This is a genomic window from Streptomyces sp. NPDC001568, from assembly GCF_042893755.1.
GTDB lineage: Bacteria > Actinomycetota > Actinomycetes > Streptomycetales > Streptomycetaceae > Streptomyces.
Genome location: NZ_JBIAVF010000015.1, coordinates 197,764 through 211,841 on the forward strand (window position 1 = coordinate 197,764; position 14,078 = coordinate 211,841).

At 69.7% G+C, this 14,078-nt stretch carries 12 protein-coding genes; 6 read left to right on the forward strand and 6 right to left on the reverse strand.

Going from position 1 to position 14,078, the window contains the following annotated elements; genetic code table 11:
* Positions 1–19: 19 nt before the first annotated feature.
* Positions 20–256 (reverse strand): hypothetical protein, encoded by a 237-nt coding sequence (locus ACFY0I_RS27100; RefSeq protein ID WP_388900720.1) that lies wholly within the window; start codon positions 254–256, stop codon positions 20–22.
* A 313-nt stretch (positions 257–569) separates the two neighbouring features.
* Between ACFY0I_RS27100 and ACFY0I_RS27105 the strand changes: the two genes are divergently transcribed.
* Both ACFY0I_RS27105 and ACFY0I_RS27110 read left to right on the forward strand, forming a co-directional pair.
* Positions 570–1,823 carry a multiprotein-bridging factor 1 family protein gene (locus ACFY0I_RS27105; RefSeq protein WP_388900722.1) on the forward strand — a complete coding sequence of 418 codons (1,254 nt, stop codon included), beginning with the start codon at positions 570–572 and terminating at the stop codon, positions 1,821–1,823.
* Positions 1,824–1,837: 14 nt separating this feature from the next.
* A complete protein-coding gene (locus ACFY0I_RS27110) occupies positions 1,838–2,203 on the forward strand; it encodes a hypothetical protein (RefSeq protein WP_385572162.1) in 366 nt (121 codons plus the stop codon).
* Between the two features lie 444 nt (positions 2,204–2,647).
* On the opposite strand, the gene ACFY0I_RS27115 is transcribed toward ACFY0I_RS27110, so the two are convergent.
* The 4 genes from ACFY0I_RS27115 to ACFY0I_RS27130 form a co-directional block, all read right to left on the reverse strand.
* Positions 2,648–3,664 (reverse strand): LacI family DNA-binding transcriptional regulator, encoded by a 1,017-nt coding sequence (locus tag ACFY0I_RS27115; protein WP_388900724.1) that lies wholly within the window; start codon positions 3,662–3,664, stop codon positions 2,648–2,650.
* Complete coding sequence (locus ACFY0I_RS27120) at positions 3,652–5,253, reverse strand: glycoside hydrolase family 13 protein (protein WP_388900726.1); 1,602 nt, start codon at positions 5,251–5,253, stop codon at positions 3,652–3,654. Before ACFY0I_RS27120 ends, ACFY0I_RS27115 begins: the two co-directional genes overlap by 13 nt.
* Before the next feature lie 68 nt (positions 5,254–5,321).
* Positions 5,322–6,197 (reverse strand): sugar ABC transporter permease, encoded by an 876-nt coding sequence (locus ACFY0I_RS27125; RefSeq protein ID WP_388900801.1) that lies wholly within the window; start codon positions 6,195–6,197, stop codon positions 5,322–5,324.
* Positions 6,198–6,235: 38 nt separating this feature from the next.
* Positions 6,236–7,276, reverse strand: coding sequence for a carbohydrate ABC transporter permease (locus ACFY0I_RS27130; protein WP_388900728.1), 1,041 nt, complete (start codon positions 7,274–7,276; stop codon positions 6,236–6,238).
* Between the two features lie 142 nt (positions 7,277–7,418).
* Between ACFY0I_RS27130 and ACFY0I_RS27135 the strand changes: the two genes are divergently transcribed.
* Positions 7,419–8,675: an RNA-guided endonuclease InsQ/TnpB family protein gene (locus ACFY0I_RS27135; protein WP_388900730.1), complete on the forward strand. Its 1,257-nt coding sequence runs from the start codon at positions 7,419–7,421 to the stop codon at positions 8,673–8,675.
* Here ACFY0I_RS27135 and ACFY0I_RS27140 read toward each other — a convergent pair.
* Entirely contained in the window at positions 8,659–9,939 is a 1,281-nt protein-coding gene (locus ACFY0I_RS27140) for an extracellular solute-binding protein (RefSeq protein WP_388900731.1), read from the reverse strand. The genes ACFY0I_RS27135 and ACFY0I_RS27140 overlap by 17 nt on opposite strands.
* Before the next feature lie 222 nt (positions 9,940–10,161).
* Between ACFY0I_RS27140 and ACFY0I_RS27145 the strand changes: the two genes are divergently transcribed.
* The 3 genes from ACFY0I_RS27145 (at position 10,162) to ACFY0I_RS27155 (ending at position 14,044) form a co-directional block, all read left to right on the forward strand.
* Positions 10,162–11,958, forward strand: a complete 1,797-nt coding sequence (locus ACFY0I_RS27145) for a glycoside hydrolase family 13 protein (protein WP_388900733.1) — start codon at positions 10,162–10,164, stop codon at positions 11,956–11,958.
* Positions 11,959–11,984: 26 nt separating this feature from the next.
* A complete protein-coding gene (locus tag ACFY0I_RS27150) occupies positions 11,985–13,031 on the forward strand; it encodes a LacI family DNA-binding transcriptional regulator (protein ID WP_388900734.1) in 1,047 nt (348 codons plus the stop codon).
* 116 nt (positions 13,032–13,147) lie between these two features.
* Positions 13,148–14,044, forward strand: a complete 897-nt coding sequence (locus ACFY0I_RS27155) for a phosphatase PAP2 family protein (protein ID WP_388900736.1) — start codon at positions 13,148–13,150, stop codon at positions 14,042–14,044.
* Positions 14,045–14,078 lie beyond the last annotated feature (34 nt).

Sequence of the window (14,078 nt, forward strand, 5' to 3'; positions counted from 1 at the left end):
CGTGCGTTCTTCGCCCGGTTCAGCGTCCGCGAGCCGCCTGGGGCCGGTCAGCGGCGGGGGCGACGTTGGCGACCGAGGTGGTGAATTCACGACCGGACTCGGCACGTATGTAGGCCAGCTCCATCCAGCGCTCCACTGCCGTATCCGAGACGTTCTCGTTGACCACGGCCATCAGTTCGCCTTCGACGCCGGAGGCGACATCGCGAACCCGGCGACGCAGGAGCCGATGGGGCACGTACTCGTACCGCTCACTCATCGACCGACTCCTCAAGGGAGAAGGCGAAGAGTTCCCAACCGGCATGTGCCCGCTCAAGCAGTTCCTCGCTGATCCCGAAACACGCTCCCCAGCCCGCGCCGTGGGCCCTCACGAGGGGCTGGAGCCCACCGGGCCCGCCCGAAGGCAGACCCTCCGTGCCATCCATTGCCATGGCTCATCCCTTTCCCGACTCGACGACCCGTTCGCTACAAGTCCAAGGAAACCGACGGAAGTCGGCGGACTCCACAGCATCGATGCGGCAGGCTTGACGCAGATCCGTGCACGAGGTTCCGAACTGCGAGAAGGGACCGGAATGGGACTTGCTGGACGGCGGAGGGCCCTGGGCTACAGTCAGGAGGAACTGGCCGAACTGCTCGGCGTGGACCGTACGACGGTCGGGCGCTGGGAAAGCGGCAAGGTCGAGCCGCAACCACCCCAGCGACGACGCCTGGCAACCACCCTCGGGATCAGCCTCCAAGAGCTCGAAGACCTCCTCGCCCAGCCACGAGCCGCAGGCTTTGAGGCCCCGGGGAAGCAGTGCAGTGACCACCCGACCGCGGGAGACCTCGACGAGATGATCCGCCGCGAATTCCTCCGCATTCTCACGATCAGCGGGGCGCTCTCTTCCTTCCCTTTGGACGATGCCGACGCCCTCTCGGGCGGGGCGGCAAGGGGAACGCCTGCAGACTTCGAGCTGATGAACGCCCACCTTTGGCAGGTCTATCGACTGGCCCGCTCCAAAGGCTCCGTCTACACGATCATTCGTGACCAGCTGACGACATTGAACGAGGCACTGTCCGCCGGCCGAGGCAATTCCCGCCTCCTCCTGAGTGCCGCTGCCGATCTCTTCCAAATGGCAGGTGAAGTCGCCTTCGACAGCAACAGGTACGCCGATGCGGCCGCTTCCTACACGCTCGCGGCCTCCGTCAGCAAGGACGCGGACGCATACGACCTGTGGGCCTGCGCCCTCGTTCGCCACGCCTATGTGGACATGTCCGAGCAGCGCTACGGTCAGGCGGCACAGATGCTCGACGCGGCCGAGCGGTTGGCCGGACGAGGAAACAGCAGTCTGTCCACCCGCCAGTGGGTCGCGTCGGTCCAGGCGGAGGCCTACGCGGGCCTTGGTGACCTGAGTGCTTGCGAACATGCACTGGACCGAGCGGAGAAGGTCCGCGACCTCGCTTCCGACAGCACCAATGGCGGTTGGTTGCGATTCGACGGAACACGACTCGCCGAGGAGAGAGGAGCCCGGTACCTGAAGCTCGGCCGCTTGGACGCGGCAGAGGAGACGCTGAACTCCGCGTTGCATCAAGCCGTTCTGCTGTCCGGACAGTCCTACCGTCGCAAGGGCGTCGTGCTCGCGGACCTGGCCGCCGTCGGGGCAAGGCGGCGCGATCCTGAACAGCTCATCGCGTACGGATGGCAGGCCATCCATCTGGCGCGGGCCTCATCATCCGGCTATATCGCCCGTAGACTCCTGGCGCTGTGCGACGAGTTCGGCCCGATGAGGAACGACCGTCGCGTGGCAGAGCTGGGAGCGGGCATCGCCATGCTGAACACACCGTGAGGAGAAGGGTCGGCATGCCACAGACCGAAGGCGCACGATTGTTCCGGGAGACGTGGATCGCGGGCGTCCACCAGCATTTTCCCGGGGAGCCCAAGCCGGGCTACGTCACACCGTGGGCCGATACGCCGCAGTGGGAGCGCGAGGCGGCCGGCTCCGTCTACGAACAGGTACGGCAGTTCGTGAAGCTCAGCGGCGGCCACACGTCCCGATTGTCACGCGAGCAGAAGGGCCGGTTCGTCGCGACGTGCTGGACGGCCCAGATGTACAAGCAGTTCGAGGACCCGAAGCCCGGGTACGTCGCCGACTGGCCCGAACTACCCACCTGGCAGCAGGAAACCGACGCCGACATTTTCGAGGCCATCGAGAAGTCCGTTGACTGAGCCGGTTCTCTCCACCGGACAGCCGTAGGACACCGGCCGCGAGAAACGCGTAGCGATCTGCCTCGTCCGGTGGGTGGGGCGTGGTCGTGGCCCCGGGGAAGGTACGGCGCGCCCGAATGCCCGGCCTGGCAGCGCCCGGTCCCTCGTCTCGTCACTGAGGGACCCGTCCCTGCTCCTCTGACCCGTGACCGTTCTCTTGGGGGGTTCCCGTCGGTCTTCGGATTTTCGTGGCGGGTCGGTCGGTCAAGGGTGGCCGAAGGCCATCGCGAAGCGACGCGACCGAAGGGAGCGCCCTTGAGGGACCGGCCCGACGCGGAGAGACGATGAGACCGGCGGGAACCCCCCAAACCTTCCCTGACCCGGATCACGGGCACCCCGCCCCGGATGGCCCGACCAACGCACCACCCCCGCCCCCTCAGGCCCCGCCCCTACACCCCCGCCCCTCTACTCCCCCGGCCCCGGGCCCGTTGAGCCGCGTACCACCAGTTCCGGTTGGAAGACGTACTCCGTGCGCTGGACCGGGGTGCCGGCCACCGCTTCGAGGAGGGCGCCGACGGCCGCCGTGGCCATGGCGCGGACCGGCTGGCGGACCGTCGTCAGCGGCGGGTCGGTGAACGCGATGAGCGGGGAGTCGTCGAAGCCGACCACCGACACGTCCTCCGGAACCCGCAGCCCCCGCTCGCGGGCCGCCCGTACGACGCCCAGTGCCATCGGGTCGCTGCCGCACACGATGCCGGTGCAGCCCCGGTCGAGGAGGGCCCCGCCGGCCGCGTGGCCGCCCTCCACCGTGAACAGGGTGCGCTGGATCAGCCCCTCCTCCTCGGCCGAGGGGACGGCCGCGAGGAACCCCTGCTCCTTGCGCGCCGACGGCACGTACCGCGTCGGCCCGATCGCCAGGCCGATCCGCCGGTGCCCGAGTTCCTCCAGGTGCCGGACGGCCATGTCGGCGGCCGCCCGGTCGTCCGGCGAGACGAAGGGCGCGCTGATGCCCTCGTTGAACCCGTTGATCAGGACGAACGGCACGCCGCGCGCCGCCAGTCTCCGGTAACGCGACGGGTCGGCGTGCGCGTCGGCGTGCAGCCCGGACAGGAACACGATGCCGGTGACGCCGCGCTCCTCCAGTTGCTCGACGAGTTCGTCCTCCGTGGCCCCGCCCGGTGTCTGCGTGCACAGCACCGGCGTGTACCCGTGCCCGGCCAGCGCCTGCTCGATGACCTGGGCGAACGCCGGGAAGATCGGGTTGGTGAGCTCGGGGATGAGCAGCCCGACGAGGCCGTTGCTGCGGCGCTTGAGCCGTACGGGCCGTTCGTAGCCGAGCAGGTCGAGCGCCGCCAGCACCTTGTGCCGGGTGCCGGCGGCCACGCCCGTCCTGCCGTTGAGCACGCGGCTGACGGTCGCCTCGCTGACCTGGGCCTGCGCGGCGATGTCCGTCAGCCGCAGCGGGGAAGTCACCCCCGCCACCACACGGCGCTGTCGGCGGGCAGGACCCCGTGCGGGACTGCGGCGGTGTCGAGGTCGGTGCTGGCGAGCAGCACCGCGCCCGGAGCCGCGTACGCGACCGCCTCCCCGGTGGTGTTGACGGTGCACACGAAGCGGCCCCGGCGGAACGCCAGCACCCCGGCGGGGGCGGGCAGCCACTCGACGTGGTCGCCCGCGCCGAGGTCGGCCTCCTCGCGGCGGATCCGCAGGGCGGCCCGGTACAGCTCCAGGGTGGACGCCGGGTCGCCGGTCTGCGCCTCGACGCTCAGGCCCGCCCACTCGGCGGGCTGCGGCAGCCAGCTGCCGCCGTCGCCGAAGCCGTACGGGGCCTGCTCGCCGGACCACGGGATCGGGACGCGGCAGCCGTCGCGCAGGCCGTCCTGCCCGTTGGCCTTGAAGAAGGACGGGTCCTGGCGGACCTCGTCCGGGAGGTCCACGACCTCGGGCAGCCCGAGCTCCTCGCCCTGGTAGACGTACGCCGATCCGGGCAGGGCCAGCATGAGCAGCGCGGCGGCGCGGGCCCGCTCCAGGCTGCCGAAGCGGGTGCGGTGGCGCACGACATCGTGGTTGGACAGCACCCACGTGGTCGGGGCGCCGACGGGCCGCATCGAGTCGAGGGAGTCGTCGATGGCGCCGCGCAGCGCCTCGGCGTCCCAACCGGTGTTCAGGTAGTGGAAGTTGAACGCCTGGTGGAGTTCGTCGGGGCGCAGGTACAGGGCGGTGCGGTCGGCGCTGGGGGTCCAGGCCTCGGCGACGCCGATGCGGTCGCCGGCGTACTCGTCCAGCACGGTGCGCCAGGACCGGTAGATCTCGTGGACGCCGTCCTGGTCGAAGAAGGGCAGGACCTGGTTGCCGAGCAGCTTGAGCTGTTCGTCGCGGCCGAGGTCGGGCAGGCCGGGGGCCTTGACGAGGCCGTGCGCGACGTCGATGCGGAAGCCGTCGGCGCCGAGGTCGAGCCAGAACCGCAGGATGGAGCGGAACTCGTCCTGGACGGCGGGGTGTTCCCAGTTGAAGTCGGGCTGTTCGGGGGCGAAGAGGTGCAGGTACCACTCGCCGTCGGCGACGCGGGTCCAGGCGGGTCCGCCGAAGATGGACTCCCAGTCGTTCGGGGGCTCCTCGCCGTCGGCCCCGCGGCCCGGGCGGAAGTGGAAGCGCTCGCGCAGCGGGGTGCCGGGCCCTTCCCGCAGCGCCTGCTTGAACCATTCGTGCTGGTCGGAGCAGTGGTTGGGGACGAGGTCGACGATGATGCGCAGGCCCAGGTCGTGGGCTTCGCGTATCACCGCGTCGGCGTCGTGCAGGGTGCCGAACATGGGGTCGATGGCGCGGTAGTCGGCGACGTCGTAGCCGGCGTCGGCCTGCGGGGAGGCGTAGAAGGGGCTCAGCCACACGGCGTCGACGCCGAGCTCCTTGAGGTAGGGCAGTCGGGTGCGGATGCCTTCGAGGTCCCCCATGCCGTCCCCGTTGGAGTCGGCGAAGCTGCGCGGATAGACCTGGTAGATCACCGCTTCTCTCCACCAACCGGGCAGGGTGCCGGTCGGGGCGGGAAGTGCGTCGGCGAGGTGCTGGGTCATGTCGTCCTTGGAGAGGTCGGGCCGGGAGGTGAAGCGGACGGGCGCGGATGGTCGGCGAATCGGGGTGGTCAGCCCTTGGTCGCGCCTGCCGTCATCCCGGCGACGAGGTGACGCTGGGCGAAGAGGAAGAAGACGGCCGCGGGGATCGCGATGAGGACGGAGGCCGCGCTCATCGCTCCCCAGTTGGAGGTGTACTGGGTGACGAAGGTCTGGAGTCCGCCGGCCAGGGTGAGGTTCTCCTCGCCGACCATGAAGGCGGAGGCGTAGGCGACTTCGCCCCAGGCGGTGATGAAGGCGTAGAAGCCGGTGACGGCGAGGCCGGGCTTGGCGAGCGGGAGGATCAGCCGCCAGAAGGTGCCGAAGGGGTTGAGTCCGTCGACGCGTCCGGATTCGTCGATCTCGATGGGGATGGTGTCGAAGAAGCCCTTCATCATCCACGCGCAGAACGGCACGGCGATGGTGAGGTACGTGATGATCAGGCCGAGCGGCTGGTTGAGCAGCCCGAGCTCTCCCATCAGGTTGTAGAGCGGGACGATGAGGATCGCCATGGGGAACATCTGCGTGACGAGCAGGGTCCACATGAGGGGCTTCATGCCGGGGAACTTGAAGCGGCTGACGGCGTATCCGGTGGTGGCGGCGATGAACACGCCGAGCACCGTGGTGACGCCGGCGACGAGGACGGAGTTCGCGAACCAGCTGAGGAAGTGGGTGTCCTCCAGCAGGTGGCCGTAGTTCGCGAGGGTGGGTTCCTTGACGAAGTCGGTGGTGATGGCGTGCTGCGCGGGCTTCAGCGAGGTCAGCAGGATCCAGAGCACCGGGAAGACGGCGATCACGGACGCGCCGACGAGGGTGGCGTGCAGCGCGAAGGAGGCGAGCGGGGAGCGGCTGCCGCGGGCGCGGGCGGGTTTCGCCGCGGCGGGCGCTCCCGCCTTCCCGCCGCTCACGGCGGTCCCGGTGTCGGCGGTCGTGGAAGTGGTCACGGTCACCACACCTCTCCCTGCTTGCGCAGCGAGCGCCGGTAGACCAGCGCGAAGATCATGAGCAGGGCCAGGATGAGGACGCCCCAGGTCGCGGAGCCGGCGAAGTCGCGCGGGCTGGCGATGAAGGCCTCGCGGAAGGCCTGGGTCACGAGGATCTCGGTGGAGTCGCCCGGTCCGCCCCGGGTGAGCAGGAAGATCACCGGGAACATGTTGAAGGTCCAGATGGTGGAGAGCAGGATGACGGTCATGCTCACCGCGCGCAGTCCGGGCAGGGTGATGTGCCGGAAGCGCTGCCAGGGGGTCGCGCCGTCCATCTCGGCGGCCTCGTAGAGCTCTCCGGGGATGGACTGCAGCCCGCCGAGCAGGGCGACCATCATGAAGGGGACGCCGAGCCAGACGTTGACGGCGATGACGGAGAACTTGGCCCAGGTGGGGTCGTCGAGCCACGGGATCGCGGCGATGCCGCCGCCGTCGAGGACCTTGTTGAGGATGCCGTTGTCGCGGTTGAAGAGGAACCGCCAGGCGAAGACGGAGACGAAGCCGGGGACGGCCCAGGGGAGGATGAGCGCCATCCGGTAGGCGGCGCGGCCCCGGAACGGTCGGTTGAGCATGTTGGCCAGGCCGAGGCCCAGGGCGAAGGTGATGGACACGCACGCGACGGTCCACACCACCGTCCACACCAGCCGCTGCAGGAACACCGGGTCGCCGAGGACGGCCACGTAGTTGTCGAGGCCGACGAACTCGTACGTCGCCTCGATGTGGCGGACGCCGATGGTGCGGGCGACGTTGCGCTCGTTGGCGTCGGTCAGCGACAGGTAGACGCCGCGGACGAGCGGCCAGCCGATGATCACGCCGAGGACGAGCACGACCGGGGCGATCATCGTCCAGGCGTACCAGTGCGTGGCGAGGGCCCGCTTGAGGCCGGGGCGTGCGCCGCCGGTGCTGTCGCTGTCAGTCCTGCGGCTCCGGCCGCGGACGGGACCGGTGGTACCGGCTTCCCCGTCCGCGGCCTTCGCCACCGACTGGCTGGTGTGAGCAGCCATATCAGTGGGCCTGCCTTTGCGTCAGTTCCGGTATGGACATATTTCGTCCCTGCCTCATCACAAATGCGACCGAAGCCGCCAATTTGTGCATCCTTCGAGCCTTTCGAACTATGCTGCGTGTCTCGGACATAGAGTCGTACTCGTGAAGCTCCGATACAACTTCCGGGTATATCCGAACGCCCCGCAACGCCAGGCGCTGGCGCAGGCCTTCGGGTGCGCCAGGGTTGTCTGGAACGACTGTCTTCGTGCACGCATGGTGGCGTACGAGGCAGGTCTTCCGTACGTGAGCTCGAAGGATCTGTCCAAGGAGCACATCACCCAGGCCAAACGCACGCCGGACCGGGCCTGGCTCGCCGACGTTTCGGCGGTGGTGCTGCAACAGTCCCTGCGAGATCTGGACAGTGCGTTCAAAAACTTCTTCGACTCGGCCGGCGGGAGATCGAAGGGCCGTAAGATGGCTCCGCCACGATACAAGTCGAAAAAGGACTTTCGACAGTCGATCCGCCTGACCCGAAACGCCTTCTCGCTGACCAGCAATGGCTGCCTGTACGTGGCGAAGGTTGGGAACCTGAAAGTGAAGTGGTCCCGGGCTTTGCCTGCCGCGCCCAGTTCGCTGACCGTGGTCAGGGACCCAGCCGGCCGGTACTTCACCAGTTTCGTCGTGGACACCGAGCCCGAGTCCCTGTCCGAGGTGGACACGGAAGTCGGCATCGACCTGGGGCTGACGACGTTCGCTGTGCTCTCCGACGGCACCAGGATCGGCAGTCCGGAATTCCTGCGCCGGGCGGAGAGAAAACTCAAGCGCTCGCAGCGAGACCTGTCGCGGAAGGCCAAGGGTTCGAAGAACCACGCCAAGGCCCGCGTCAAGCTCCCCAAGCAACACGCCAGGGTTTCCGACCGCCGCCGGGACTGGCACCACAAAGTCTCCACACGCATCATCCGTGACAACCAAGCGGTGTACGTGGAAAATCTCGCGGTGTCCGCGCTCGGTCGTACCAGGGTGGCCAAGTCCGTCCACGACGCCGGCTGGGCCTCGTTCGTCAGCATGCTGGAGTACAAGGCCGCCAAGCACAGCAGGCACTTCGGGAAGATCGGCCGCTTCGTGCCGACTTCCCAGGTGTGCTCGACATGCGGACATAAGGACGGCCCCAAACCCCTTCATATTCGTCAGTGGACTTGCTCGAACTGCCAGACCGTCCACGATCGCGACGAGAACGCCGCCATCAACACCCTGGCCGCCGGGCGGGCGGACAGGCTAAACGCCTGCGGAGCGCCGGTAGGACCGGGAGTGATCCCTGCACAGCGCGATGAAACAGGAAGCCACCACGGCGGTCACCAGACCGCAGAGGGAATCCCCGGCCGCCAGGCGGCCGGGGGGTACGTCAATTCCAGCCCTTGAGGATCTTGCGGAACTCGGCTCCGGCGGCCTTGGCGGCCTCCTCCGGGGTGGAGGTGCCGGTGACGGCCTTGGTGTATTCGACCTTCAGCGGCTCGAAGAGGGAGCCGTTCTCCGGGATCCAGGCGCGCTCGACGGCCTTGTCGACGGCCGGCTTGAAGAACTGGACCATCTCGCTGCTCTTGACGTCCGGCTGCTCGTAGGCGGCGGTACGAGTCGGCAGCAGGCTCAGCTCCTTGGCGGACTGGACCTGCACCTCCTGGGAGGTGAGGTACTCGACGAAGGCGTGCGCGGCGGCGCGGTTCTTGGAACCGGCGTACACGGCGAGGTCGTGGCCGCCCTGGGGGGCGCCCGCCTTGGCGGAGCCGGCCGGGACGGCGGCGACGCCGAGGTTGGCCTTGTCCTTGAACTGCTCGCCGGCGTAGGTGTCGGCGACGGCCCACGGGCCGTTGATCATCATGGCGGCCTCGCCGGACTTGAAGGCCGTCTGCATGTTGGTCCAGCCGTCGGTGGCGTTGGTGACCGCGGCGCCCGAGGTGACGAGGTCGCGGGCGGCCTTGAAGGCCTTGACGCCCGCGGGGTTGTCGACGGTGACGGTCTTGTTCTTGGCGTCGACGAGGTCGCCGCCCTCGCCGTAGATGAAGGGGAGGAACCAGTACGAGTCGTCGCCGCGCAGGTAGAGACCGGTCTTGCCGCTCTTCGCCTTGATGGCGGTGGCGGCCGTCTTCAGCTCCTCCAGCGTGGTGGGGGGCTGGACGCCGGCGTCCGCGAGCATCTTCTTGTTGTAGAAGAGGCCGAGGGTGTCGATGACGTGCGGGACCGCGAAGGTCTTGCCCTCGAACCTGCCGCTGGCCGCGGCCTGCGGCAGGAACTCGGCGTCGATCTTCTTGGCCGTCTCGGCGGGTACCTCGTCGAGGTAGCCGAGGGAGGCGAAGTCGGCGACCCAGCCGACGTCCGCGCGGATCACGTCAGGGGCTTCGGCGCCGGAGTTGAAGGCGTTCTTGACCTTGTTCTGCGCGTCGCCGTACGGGACGTTGACGTACTTGACCGTGACCTTCGGGTGCTTGGCGGTGAACGCCTCGGCGATCTTCTGGAAGCTCGCCTTCTCGGCCTCGTTCGAGGTGTCCCACCAGGTGACCGTGCCGCTCAGTTCGCCGCCGGCCTTGGTGTCCCCGGCGGCGTCCTTGCTGTCCGTGTCCCCGCCGCAAGCCGTTGCCGCGAGCGCCAGGGCCGCGACCAGCGCGGTGGCCGCTATGCCACGCCGCATATGAACTCCTTCGATGATCCCGGCCGCGTCCCTGCGGTCCCGAGTTGCCGAGAACGTAACAAGACTGAAAGCCGACCGAAAGAGCTTGCGGCAATTTTCTGCAAGACGCGGTGATCGTTACATCCGTGTGTCCGGACGGTTGCCGCAGCTTGCTGTTAGTTCGACCCACCTTCGAGTGACCAGGCCCGCAACCATGGGGTGTGTACCCGCGTTGACCCCGATATGACCCATGAGTTGACGGCCCCCGGGCTTGCAAGCGCTTCCAGCAACCCGTCCACGAGCGGTGGCTGGTGGCGCGATGCCGTCATCTACCAGGTCTACGTGCGCTCCTTCGCGGACGGCGACGGCGACGGGGTCGGAGACCTGCGCGGGGTCCGCGAGCGGCTCCCGCACCTGGCCCGGCTCGGCGTGGACGCGGTGTGGCTGACCCCCTTCTACGTCTCCCCCCAGGCCGACGGCGGCTACGACGTCGCCGACTACCGCGCCGTCGACCCGCTCTTCGGTGACCTCTCCGACGCCGACGACCTGGTCCGCGCCGCGCACGCGCTCGGCCTGCGGGTCATCGTGGACGTGGTGCCGAACCACACCTCCGAGCAGCACCCCTGGTTCCTGGAGGCCCTCGCCGCCGGGCCGGGGAGCCCCGCCCGGGAGCGGTACCTGTTTCGGCCGGGGCGCGGCGCGGACGGGGCGCGGCCCCCGAACGACTGGGAGTCCGTCTTCGGTGGCCCGGCCTGGACGCGGGTGCCGGACGGGGACTGGTACCTGCACCTGTTCGCTCCCGAGCAGCCGGACCTCGACTGGGAGCATCCGGAGGTGGCGGCCGAGTTCGCGTCGGTCCTGCGGTTCTGGCTGGACCTCGGGGTGGACGGCTTCCGCGTCGACGTGGCCCACGGCATGGTCAAGGCGCCCGGGCTGCCCGACATCGGCCGCGGCGCGCAGGCCACGCTGATCGGCACCGAGCCGCTCCCCTTCTTCGACCAGGACGGGGTCCACGAGATCCACCGCTCCTGGCGCCGGCTCCTGGACTCCTACGGGGGCGAGCGGATCGGCGTCGCCGAGGCGTGGGCGCCGACCTCGGAGCGGCTCGCGCTGTACGTACGGCCCGACGAGCTGCACCAGGCCTTCAACTTCCGGTTCCTGAACTGTCCGTGGGACCCGGCCGCGATGCGGACCGTCATCGACGAGTCCCTGGCGGCGACCGCCTCGGTGGGGGCGCCGACCACGTGGGTGCTGTCCAACCACGACGTCGTGCGGCACGTGACCCGGTACGGGGGCGGGCCCCAGGGGTTGGCCCGGGCGCGGGCGGCGGCGCTGCTGATGCTGGCCCTGCCCGGTTCGGCGTACGTGTACCAGGGGGAGGAACTGGGGCTGCCCGAGGTCACCGACCTGCCCGACGGGGTCCGCCGCGACCCGGCGTTCCGCCGCGGCCGGATCCCGCGCCAGGCGGGCTCCCCCGTCGCGTCGGGGAGCGGCGATGCCGCCGACGACCGGGGCGACAGCGAGGCCGCCGGGCAGGACGGGCTCCGTGACGGGTGCCGGATCCCGCTGCCCTGGTGCGGCGAGGAGCCGCCGTACGGTTTCGGCGGCTCCGGCAGCTGGCTCCCGCAGCCCGCCGACTGGGCCGGGCTGAGCTTGGCCGCCCAGACCGGGGACCCGCACTCCACCCTGGAGCTCTACCGGGCCGCCCTGGAACTGCGCCGGGCGATGCCGGGCCTGGGCGCCCCGGAAGCCGGCCGGCCGGCAGCGGACGCCCCCGAACCGTCGTCCCGCGCGGCGGAGGCCGCCGTTCCCGGCGCCCGCGCTCCCGGGGCCCCCGCCCCCTGCGGCATGGAGTGGCTGCCGGCGCCCGAGGGCGTCCTCCTCTTCACCCGGCCCGGCTTCGCCTGCACCGTCAACACCGGGCCGGAGCCGGTGGAGCTGCCGGCCCCGGGGCGGCCCGTCCTGTCGAGCTCGCCGGTGCGGACGGACGGGCGTACGGTCCTGCTCCCCGCGGATTCCTGCACGTGGTGGGCAATCTGAACGCGCGCCCGGTACAGTCCAATCCCGTGACCGCACGGCTAGCCGACATCGCAGCCCAGGCGGGGGTCAGCGAAGCCACAGTCAGCCGCGTGCTCAACGGCAAGCCCGGTGTGGCCGCAGGCACCCGTGAGTCCGTGCTGGCCGCTCTCGACGTCCTCGGCTACGAGCGTCCCGTACGGCTGCGGCAGCGCAGCGCGGGGCTCGTCGGGTTGATAACGCCCGAGCTGGACAACCCGATCTTCCCGGCGCTCGCCCAGGTCATCGGGCAGGCACTGACCCGGCAGGGGTACACCCCGGTGCTGGCCACGCAGACGCCCGGCGGGTCCACCGAGGACGAGCTGACCGAGATGCTGGTCGACCGCGGCGTCTCCGGGATCATCTTCGTCTCGGGGCTGCACGCCGACACCACCGCCGACATGGGCCGCTACGACCAACTCCGCGGCCAGGGCGTCCCGTACGTCCTGATCAACGGGTTCTCCGACAAGGTGCGGGCCCCCTTCGTCTCCCCCGACGACCGGGCCGCCATGCAGCTCGCCGTGACCCACCTGACGGCGCTCGGGCACACTCGGATCGGTCTGGCGGTCGGCCCGAAGCGGTTCGTACCGGTGCTCCGCAAGATCGAGGGGTTCCGGCTGGGCATGAAGGAGCGGCTCGGGCTCGACGAGGCCGAGGCGGAGGAGCTGATCCAGCACTCCCTCTACACCCTGGAGGGCGGTCAGGCCGCGGCGTCGGCGCTGATCTCCCGGGGCTGCACCGCCGTGGTGTGCGCGAGCGACATGATGGCGCTGGGCGCGATCCGCGCCGCCCGGCAACAGGGACTGCGCGTCCCGCAGGACGTGTCGGTCGTGGGCTTCGACGACTCCCCCCTCATAGCGTTCACCGATCCGCCGCTGACCACGATCCGGCAGCCGGTCCAGGCGATGGGGCAGGCGGCGGTACGGACCCTCCTGGAGGAGATCGGCGGTACGCCGGCCCCGCACAGCGAGTTCGTCTTCCTGCCCGAGCTGGTGGTCCGCGGTTCGACCGCCTCGGGGCCCGGTCAGCGCAGGCTGCGGGAAGCCCCCGCCCCCTGAGAGCCGGTGGGAACCGGTAGGAGCCGGGGTGTAGTCCGCAGGGCGGATCCCCCCGTCCCCAAGACCGTCCCGAGGGATGATCGGAGGGGAGATCTCATCTGGCAGACTCTCTCCCCATGGGTGAAGCGAGCGTGAAGACACTGGAAACCCGGACGGACCTCTCGTCACCCCCCGTGACCGAGCACGAGGCCCGTCCGGCGTCCGAACGCACCCTCCTGACGCGGCTGCGCGCCCCGCGCCGGCCCCGCATCTGGTTCGAGATCCTGCTGATCGCCGTCAGCTACTGGACGTACTCGCTGATCCGCAACGCCGTGCCCGAGCAGAAGGCCGCCGCGCTGGCGAACGCCGACTGGATCTGGGAGCTGGAGCGCAGCCTGGGCATCGCCGTGGAGCAGAGCGTCAACCACGGCATCAACTCGGTGACGTGGCTGATCGTCGGCATGAACTACTACTACGCCACCCTCCACTTCGTGGTGACCATCGGCGTGCTCGTGTGGATCTACCGCTTTCATCCGGGGCGGTACGCCGCGACCCGCCTGATCCTCTTCGCCACCACGGGCGTCGCCCTGGTCGGCTACTACCTGTACCCGCTCGCGCCGCCCCGGCTGATGAACGGGCAGGACTTCATCGACACGGTGCTCGTGCACCACACCTGGGGTTCCATGGCCTCGGGGAACCTGAAGAACATGTCCAACCAGTACGCGGCGATGCCGTCCATGCACATAGGGTGGTCGCTCTGGTGCGGGCTGACGATCTTCGCGGTCGCCTCGGCCCCCTGGGCCCGGATCCTGGGCCTGCTGTACCCGACGGCGACCCTCGTCGTCATCGTGGCCACGGCCAACCACTTCTGGCTCGACGCGGTCGGCGGGATGATCTGCCTGGCCTTCGGCTACGGCGTCTCGCGGGCCTGGTACGGCGCACTGCCGCACCGGCTGCCGCGCCACCCCGTGCACACCGGACCGCATCCGGCCGCCGCGCTGCTGACCCGCTTCCGCGCCCGCACCCGCGCCTGAGGCGGGTACGGGCGTCGGCGCCGCCCTTGCGGGC

Excerpts from the sequence above, each read along its gene's own strand:
- ACFY0I_RS27145 (WP_388900733.1), top strand. The coding sequence starts at position 10,162 with ATGACCCATGAGTTGACGGCCCCCGGGCTTGCAAGCGCTTCCAGCAAC.
- ACFY0I_RS27130 (WP_388900728.1), bottom strand. The coding sequence starts at position 7,276 with ATGGCTGCTCACACCAGCCAGTCGGTGGCGAAGGCCGCGGACGGGGAA.
- ACFY0I_RS27140 (WP_388900731.1), bottom strand. The coding sequence starts at position 9,939 with ATGCGGCGTGGCATAGCGGCCACCGCGCTGGTCGCGGCCCTGGCGCTC.
- ACFY0I_RS27100 (WP_388900720.1), bottom strand. The coding sequence starts at position 256 with ATGAGTGAGCGGTACGAGTACGTGCCCCATCGGCTCCTGCGTCGCCGG.
- ACFY0I_RS27120 (WP_388900726.1), bottom strand. The coding sequence starts at position 5,253 with ATGACCCAGCACCTCGCCGACGCACTTCCCGCCCCGACCGGCACCCTG.
- ACFY0I_RS27155 (WP_388900736.1), top strand. The coding sequence starts at position 13,148 with ATGGGTGAAGCGAGCGTGAAGACACTGGAAACCCGGACGGACCTCTCG.
- ACFY0I_RS27110 (WP_385572162.1), top strand. The coding sequence starts at position 1,838 with ATGCCACAGACCGAAGGCGCACGATTGTTCCGGGAGACGTGGATCGCG.
- ACFY0I_RS27105 (WP_388900722.1), top strand. The coding sequence starts at position 570 with ATGGGACTTGCTGGACGGCGGAGGGCCCTGGGCTACAGTCAGGAGGAA.